8 protein-coding genes are annotated in these 7,831 nt (G+C 64.9%); 6 read left to right on the forward strand and 2 right to left on the reverse strand.

Annotation, left to right across the window (positions count from 1 at the left end; all coding sequences use genetic code 11):
- From CP49_RS23270 to dapE, 6 genes are all read left to right on the forward strand, one after another.
- The coding region (locus CP49_RS23270; protein ID WP_063791748.1) for a DUF423 domain-containing protein at nucleotides 1-342 on the forward strand (342 nt) is incomplete at its 5' end.
- A gap of 264 nt (nucleotides 343-606) precedes the next feature.
- Nucleotides 607-1,503, forward strand: a complete 897-nt coding sequence (gene argB / locus CP49_RS23275) for an acetylglutamate kinase (protein ID WP_057852525.1) — start codon at nucleotides 607-609, stop codon at nucleotides 1,501-1,503.
- A 50-nt stretch (nucleotides 1,504-1,553) separates the two neighbouring features.
- Nucleotides 1,554-2,567 carry a DUF1036 domain-containing protein gene (locus CP49_RS23280; protein ID WP_057852570.1) on the forward strand — a complete coding sequence of 338 codons (1,014 nt, stop codon included), beginning with the start codon at nucleotides 1,554-1,556 and terminating at the stop codon, nucleotides 2,565-2,567.
- Between the two features lie 169 nt (nucleotides 2,568-2,736).
- Nucleotides 2,737-3,432 carry a pyrimidine 5'-nucleotidase gene (locus CP49_RS23285; RefSeq protein ID WP_057852526.1) on the forward strand — a complete coding sequence of 232 codons (696 nt, stop codon included), beginning with the start codon at nucleotides 2,737-2,739 and terminating at the stop codon, nucleotides 3,430-3,432.
- Nucleotides 3,433-3,648: 216 nt separating this feature from the next.
- On the forward strand, nucleotides 3,649-4,494 hold the full coding sequence (dapD, locus tag CP49_RS23290) for a 2,3,4,5-tetrahydropyridine-2,6-dicarboxylate N-succinyltransferase (protein WP_057852527.1): 846 nt from the start codon (nucleotides 3,649-3,651) through the stop codon (nucleotides 4,492-4,494).
- Between the two features lie 209 nt (nucleotides 4,495-4,703).
- Nucleotides 4,704-5,870: a succinyl-diaminopimelate desuccinylase gene (dapE, locus tag CP49_RS23295; protein WP_057852528.1), complete on the forward strand. Its 1,167-nt coding sequence runs from the start codon at nucleotides 4,704-4,706 to the stop codon at nucleotides 5,868-5,870.
- A 119-nt stretch (nucleotides 5,871-5,989) separates the two neighbouring features.
- Here dapE and truA read toward each other — a convergent pair whose 3' ends face one another.
- Together truA and fmt are read right to left on the reverse strand one after the other, a co-directional pair.
- A complete protein-coding gene (gene truA, locus CP49_RS23300; RefSeq protein ID WP_057852529.1) occupies nucleotides 5,990-6,727 on the reverse strand; it encodes a tRNA pseudouridine(38-40) synthase TruA in 738 nt (245 codons plus the stop codon).
- Nucleotides 6,728-6,848: 121 nt separating this feature from the next.
- Nucleotides 6,849-7,784, reverse strand: coding sequence for a methionyl-tRNA formyltransferase (fmt, locus tag CP49_RS23305; RefSeq protein ID WP_057852530.1), 936 nt, complete (start codon nucleotides 7,782-7,784; stop codon nucleotides 6,849-6,851).
- Between the last annotated feature and the right edge of the window lie 47 nt (nucleotides 7,785-7,831).

Here is a 7,831-nt window from a genome sequence, read left to right on the forward strand (position 1 = left end):
CTGGCCGCCGTCATGGGCGCCGACGGCGTCATGCTGGCGGCGGCCTCGGCCCATGGCGCGGATGCGTCGCGGCTGGTGTCGGCGTCCTCGATGCTGCTGTTTCACGCTGCCGCCGTTTTGGGCGCCGTCGCGTTGGCCGAACGCAGCATCGTGCATGCGAAAATCGGGATCGCAGCGGCTTTCGGCTTCGTGCTTGCGGCAAGCCTGTTTGCCGGTGACGTGACGCTGCGGCACTATGCCGGCCACGGCCTCTTCCCAATGGCCGCGCCCACCGGCGGGACGCTGTTGATCGCAAGCTGGCTGGCGCTGGCGGTAGCAGCCGCCTGGCCAAGGCGGGGGTAATCTCTTTCTTCCCCTCTCCCCTTGTGGGAGAGGGTGGATCGACGCCGCGAAGCGGCGGCGAGACGGGTGAGGGGTCTGTCTCCGCCGAAAGAACCCCTCATCCGGCGCCATAGCCGATGCGAAGCATCGGCGTTCTAAGAGACGGCGGCCAAGGGCCGCCTATGCCACCTTCTCCCACAGGGGGAGAAGGAAGAAAGCAACTTTGCGCCCTGCCCGCCAATCGGATAGAACCCGGCCCGACATCCGCAATGGCGAGACCGCTTCATGACATCAGCGCAGAATATCAGCCCGCTCGATCAGGCCCGCATCCTGTCCGAGGCGCTGCCGCATATGCAGCAATATGACGAGGAAACCATCGTCATTAAATACGGCGGCCATGCCATGGGCGCGGAGGAGACCGCCAAGGCGTTCGCGCGCGACATCGTTCTGCTGGAGCAGACCGCGATCAATCCGGTGGTGGTGCATGGCGGCGGGCCGCAGATCGCGACCATGCTCAAGCGGCTCGGCATCCAGTCGGAATTCGCCGCCGGGCTTCGCATCACCGATGCCGCCACCATCGAGATCGTCGAGATGGTGCTGGCGGGCTCGGTCAACAAGCAGCTCGTCGGCTACATCAACGAAGCCGGCGGCAAGGCCGTCGGCCTCTCCGGCAAAGACGGCAACATGGTGAAGGCGTCGAAGACGTCGCGCACCATGGTCGATCCGGATTCCAACATCGAAAAGGCGATCGACCTCGGCTTCGTCGGCGATCCCGACAAGGTCGATCTGACGCTGTTGAACCAGTTGATTGGCTACGAGCTGATCCCGGTGCTGGCGCCGCTGGCGACCTCGCATGACGGCCACACGCTCAACGTCAACGCCGATACCTTTGCCGGCGCGGTGGCGGGTGCGCTCAAGGCCAAGCGGCTGTTGCTGTTGACCGACGTTCCCGGCGTGCTCGACAAATCGAAGAAATTGATACCGGAATTGTCGGTGAAGGATGCGCGAAAACTGATCGCCGACGGCACCATTTCCGGCGGCATGATCCCGAAGGTCGAGACCTGCATATACGCGCTGGAACAGGGCGTTCAGGGCGTCGTCATCATCGACGGCAAGATGCAGCACGCGGTGCTACTCGAATTGTTCACCAATCAGGGCACCGGCACGCTGATCCACAAGTGACCCGCGCGATCTCCCCGACCCTGCCGTTCGCGCGCCGGTTCCGCGCAAGAATGCGGCGGTATGGGAGACGCACGATCCTCGCACTGCCGGCCGCGGCACTCTCGCTGTTCGCTTCCTCCCTGCCCGCGTTTGCCGACCTAAAACTCTGCAACCGCATGAGCTATGTGGTCGAGGCCGCGATCGGCATCGACGACAAAGCGGCGACGGCGACGCGGGGCTGGTTCCGGATCGATCCGGCCGCCTGCCGCGTGGTGCTGCAGGGCTCACTGACCGCCGACCGCATCCTGTTGAACGCACGCGCGCTCGGCGTCTACGGCGCCTCTCCGATCCCGCAGAACGGCAACGATACGCTGTGCATCGCGCCGGAGAATTTCGTCATCGCCGCGGCGCGCCAGTGCCGCAGCGGGCAGACGCCGGCGCCGTTCACGCAAATCACTCCGACGCGGGGCGATGACGGCAACCTTGTCGCCTACCTCGCCGAGGACTCCGAATATGACGACGAGCAGGCACGGCTGGCCGGCATCCAGCGGCTGCTGGTGATCGCGGGCTATGACGCCGCGCCGATCGACGGCGTCGACGGACCGAAGACGCAGGCCGCGCTGTCGGCGTTCCTGAAGAGCCGCGGGCTTTCAGCCGAAATCGTGCAGTCGCAGAATTTCTTCACCGCCATGATCGAGGCCGTGCAAAAGCCCTCCTCCACGGGGCTGACCTGGTGCAACGACACGCCGCACAAGGTCATGGCGGCGGTCGCAACCGACGACGGCAAGGCAGTGACCAGCCGTGGCTGGTACCGCATCGATCCCGGCAAATGCCTGCATCCCGATGTGACCGGCCAGCCCAAGCAGGTCTACAGCTTTGCCGAAGCCGTCGATGGGGAAAACCGCGCCGTCAAATACCGGAACAGGCCGTTGAACTGGGGCGGCCCGAAAGAACTCTGCACGCGCGAGAGCAAGTTCGAGATATCGGAACAGGGCGATTGCGGCACCCGCGGACTTGCGGCAATCGGCTTTGCGCCGGTCGACATGAGCAGCGGCGGCAAGACGCTGCGATTTGCGATGCCGTGATGGGTCACCACTCTATCGTCGTCCCTGCGAACGCAGGGACCCATAACCACCGGCCTGAGTTTTGGCTACTATGCCACCCGCGACCAAAGGCAATGCGCACCGTGCTCACCAACAGCCGCCGCGGCGTATGGGTCCCTGCTTTCGCAGGGACGACAGGTTTGAGAGAGCCATGAAAGCATCCCCCCGCGCCTTCAGCCATATCGATACCTGGGTGTTCGATCTCGACAACACGCTCTACCCGCATCACGTCAATCTGTGGCAGCAGGTCGACGCGCGGATCGGCGAATTCATCAGCGCGTTCCTGAAAATCTCCGCGGAAGAGGCCCGCGTGATCCAGAAGGATTACTATCGGCGCTACGGCACCAGCATGCGCGGCATGATGACCGAACACGGCGTGTGCGCCGACGATTATCTGGCTTACGTACACCGGATCGATCACTCGCCGCTGGAGCCGAACCCCGCGATGGGCGCGGCAATCGCAAAACTTCCGGGCCGCAAGCTGATCCTGACCAACGGCTCGACCGACCATGCCGGCGCGGTGCTGGAACGGCTCGGGATCGGTGAGCATTTCGAGGCGGTGTTCGACATCATTGCCGCCGAGCTGGAGCCGAAGCCGGCGCCGCAGACCTACGACAGATTCCTGCGCGTCCATGGCGTGGATCCCCTGAGGTCGGCGATGTTCGAGGATCTCGCCCGCAACCTCGTGGTGCCGCATCAGCTCGGCATGACCACGGTGCTGGTGGTGCCCGACGGCGCCAAGGAGGTGGTGCGCGAGGATTGGGAGCTGGAAGGCCGGGATGCGGCTTACGTCGATCATGTGACGGATGATCTGACGGGGTTTTTGCAGAGGTTGAGCGGAAAGTAGATCCACTCTCTCCGTCGTCCCTGCGAACGCAGGGACCCATACGCCGCGGCCGTTGGTAAGGGGCACCGTGGCAATCATCCCGCCCAACAATTCACACCTGTGGTTATGGGTCCCTGCGTTCGCAGGGACGACATCCCGCCTTGACTCTCTCTGCCCAAATCCCGAAAAAGCGCTTCGACTTTGCCCGATAATCCGCTCTCCCCCGAGGAAATCCCGATGTCCCTGTCCGCGCTCGAATCCACCGTCAACTCCGCCTTCGATGCCCGAGACGGCATTTCGACTTCGACCAAGGGCGAGGTTCGCGAGGCCGTGGATCACGCGCTCGAACTGCTCGACAAGGGGGAGGCGCGGGTTGCCGAGCGCGAGGCTGATGGCAAGTGGAAGGTCAATCAGTGGCTGAAGAAGGCGGTGCTGCTGTCGTTCCGCCTCAACGATATGGGCCAGATTCCTGGTGGCCCCGGCAAGGCGTCGTGGTGGGACAAGGTGCCCTCGAAGTTCGAGGGCTGGGGCGAGAACCGTTTTCGCGACGCGGGCTTTCGCGCAGTCCCCGGCTCGATCGTGCGCCGGTCGGCCTTCATCGCCCGCAACGTCGTGCTGATGCCCTCCTTCGTCAATCTCGGCGCCTATGTCGATGAAGCGACCATGATCGACACCTGGTCCACGGTCGGAAGCTGCGCGCAGATCGGCAAGCGCGTGCATATTTCCGGCGGCGTCGGCATCGGCGGCGTGCTGGAGCCGCTGCAGGCCGAGCCTGTGATCGTCGAGGACGACTGCTTCATCGGCGCGCGCAGCGAAGTCGCGGAAGGCGTGATCGTGCGCAAGGGCGCAGTGCTGGCGATGGGCGTATTCCTCGGCGCCTCCACCAAGATCGTCGACCGCGAGACCGGCGAGGTTTTTGTGGGCGAAGTTCCGGAATATTCGGTTGTGGTTCCCGGCGCGCTGCCCGGCAAGCCGCTGAAGAATGGCCAGCCCGGCCCGTCCACCGCCTGCGCCGTGATCGTCAAGCGCGTCGACGAACGCACCCGCGCCAAGACCAGCATCAACGAGCTGCTGCGGGACTAGAGCACGGCCACATGGTTCGAGACGCGCGGCATTGCCGCGCTCCTCACCATGAGGTCTGAGACCTCATTCTGAGGAGCGCGCTTGCGGCGCCGATCCGCTGGCACCGAAGCCGCGGCCCGATACGCGGCCGCCCTGGGACCAGCAGAGCGAGATCGAAATGGTGCCGCACAAGGCTGGCCCGCCGCCGGTTTGGCGTGTTAAGCCGGGGTATGAATGACGCCGTTTCCATCACCCGCGACCTCGTCCGCTGCCCTTCTGTGACCCCTGCCGATGCCGGTGCGCTCGGCGTCCTCGAGCGGCTGCTGAAAGACGCCGGCTTCGAGGTGCACCGCGTGACCTTCGGCGAGCCCGGCACATCAGACATCGACAACCTCTACGCCCGCATCGGCACTGAAGCGCCGCATATCACTTTTGCCGGCCACACCGACGTGGTGCCGGCCGGCGACGAGGCCGCATGGAGCCACGGCGCGTTTTCGGGCGACATCAAGGATGGCTTCCTCTACGGCCGCGGCGCGGTCGACATGAAGGGCGGCATCGCCTGCAGCGTCGCCGCGGTGCTGCAATATCTCGCCGACAATGGCGGCAAGCCGCAAAGGAATGGCGGCGGCTCGATCTCGTTTCTGATCACCGGCGACGAAGAGGACATTTCGGTCAACGGGACCATCAAGCTTCTGAAGTGGTGCGCCGAACGCGGCGAGAAATTCGATCATTGCGTGCTCGGCGAGCCCTCGAATGTCGAAGTGCTCGGCGACTGCATCAAGATCGGCCGCCGCGGGTCGCAATCCGGCACGCTCTATGTCGACGGCGTGCAGGGCCACGTCGCCTATCCGCACCGCGCGTCGAACCCGGTGCCGGATATTTCGCGGCTGATCGTGGCGCTTTCCGATGAGCCGCTCGATCATGGCAGCGCGCAATTCCAGGCCTCCAATCTCGAATTCACTTCCGTCGACGTCGGCAACACCGCCAGCAACGTGATCCCGGGCCAGGCGCGCGCAAAATTCAACATCCGCTTCAACGACAACCACACCCAGGAGACGCTGCGCGCGCTGGTCGAGGAACGGCTGGCGAAAGCCTGCGGCAACCGCATCCGCGCCCGCATTGTGTGGGAATATTCCAACTCCAACGTGTTCGTGACCAAGCCCGGCGCTTTCACTGATCTCGCCGTCAGCGCGATCGAGGAAGTCACCGGCCGCAAGCCGGAGCTCTCGACCTCCGGCGGCACCTCGGACGCACGCTTCATTTCGAGCTATTGCCCTGTCATCGAGTTCGGCCTGGTCGGCCGGACCATGCACCAGATCGACGAGCGCACGCCGGTGTCCGACCTGGAGAAGCTGACGCAGATTTATCGGGGTGTGCTGGACAGGTATTTTACCTAGCGCAACGCCGTCATTGCCAGAATCGTAGGATGGGTGGAGCGCAGCGATACCCATCACTTCGCCGCTAGCCCGATGGGTATCGCTTCGCTCCACCCATCCTACAAGATCGTCGGCGTCGGCTAATACTCCACCCGCACCAGATATAATCCTTCCGGCGGGGCGACGGGGCCGCAGGCGGCGCGGTTGCGGGCGGCGAGCGCGGCGGCGAGGTCATTGGCGCTCCAGCGGCCTTCGCCGACCCAGACCAGCGAGCCCACCATCGAGCGCACCTGGCTGTGCAGGAACGAGCGCGCCGAGGTCAGGATCGAAACCGCATCGCCTTCTCTGATGACATCGAGCTGGTCGAGCGTCTTCTCCGGCGACTTCGCCTGGCATTCGGTGTCGCGAAAGGTCGTGAAATCGTGCTTGCCGAGCAGTCTTTTGGCCGCGGCGTCCATCGCATCGGTATCGAGATGGCGCGGCACACGCCAGCTACGCTTGATATCGAGCGCGAGATTGGCCCGGTGGTTGGTGATGCGATAGCGGTAATGCCGCCTGATGGCGGAGAAGCGCGCTTCGAAATCATCGGGCACGATTTCCGCACTGAGCACGCCGATCGGGTGCGGCCGCAGATGCGCGTTCAGCCCGTCGCGCAGGCGTCCCGGCGGAAACGGCTTCTGTATATCGCAATGCGCGACCTGCCCCAGCGCATGCACGCCGGCGTCGGTGCGGCCCGAGCCGTGCACCCGCGCGGACTCGCCGCAGATTGCCTTCACCGCCGTTTCCAGCGCGCCCTGCACCGTCGGCGCGTTGTCCTGGATCTGCCAGCCCGAAAACGGCGTGCCGTCATATTCGATGATGAGCTTGTAGCGGGGCATCTCAATCCAATCGGGCTGTCATCATCCGCGAAGGCGGATGATCCAGTACGCTGCGGCGTCTCGGTTCAACTTCAAACGCCACGGCGTACTGGATACCCCGCCTTCGCGGGGTATGACAGTGTCAAGAAAAGAGCGCGCCAGCCTTCAGCGGCGTACCGCGCAGGAAGTCCGCAGCCTTCATCCGCGCCTTGCCTTCGCGCTGCAGTTCCAGAATCCGGATCGCGCCCTCACCGCAGGCAACCGTCAGGCGGTCGTCGAGCACCTCGCCCGGCGCGCTAGAACCATCAGCCGGTTCGCAGCGCAGGACCTTGATGCGCGCCGGCTCGCCATCGGCGACAATCTCGCACCAGGCGCCGGGAAACGGCGACAGCCCGTGAATATGCCGCAGCACTTCTCGTGCGGGCCGCTGCCAGTCGATCCGCGCCTCGGCCTTGTCGATCTTGGCGGCGTAGGTCACGCCTTGCTCGCTTTGCTTGGTGAGCTGCAGCCCGCCGCGCTCAAGCCCGCCCATCGCGCGCACCATCAGGTCGGCGCCGAGCGGCGCCAGTGCGTCATGCAGATCCGTGGCGGTCATGGTGTCCGTGATCGCCAGGCGCTCCGCCATCGCGACATCGCCGGTGTCGAGACCCACGTCCATCTTCATCACCATCACGCCGCTCTCGGCGTCGCCGGCCATGATGGCCCGATTGATCGGCGCGGCGCCGCGCCAGCGCGGCAGCAACGAAGCATGCAGGTTGAAGCAGCCGTAGCGCGGCGCGTCGAGAACGGCTTGCGGCAGGATCATGCCATAGGCGACCACGACGGCCGCATCGGCATTGTGCGCACGGAATTCGGCGAGCGCTTCCGGCGTCTTCAAGGTCGCGGGCGTCAGCACCGGAATGCCGAGCCGCCGCGCCTCCTGCTCGACCGGGGTCGGCTGCAATTGCAGTCCACGACGGCCACCGGGCTTCGGCGCGCGGGTATAGACGGCCACAACCTCGTGGCCGTGGGCGACGAGCTCCAGCAACGTCGGCACCGCGAAATCGGGCGTGCCCATGAAGATCAGGCGGAGTGGCATGACGAGAGATTACCTGCGTTAGCCGGAGTTTAATCGTCATGGCCGGG

It is taken from the genome of Bradyrhizobium valentinum, from assembly GCF_001440405.1.
Lineage (GTDB): Bacteria > Pseudomonadota > Alphaproteobacteria > Rhizobiales > Xanthobacteraceae > Bradyrhizobium > Bradyrhizobium valentinum.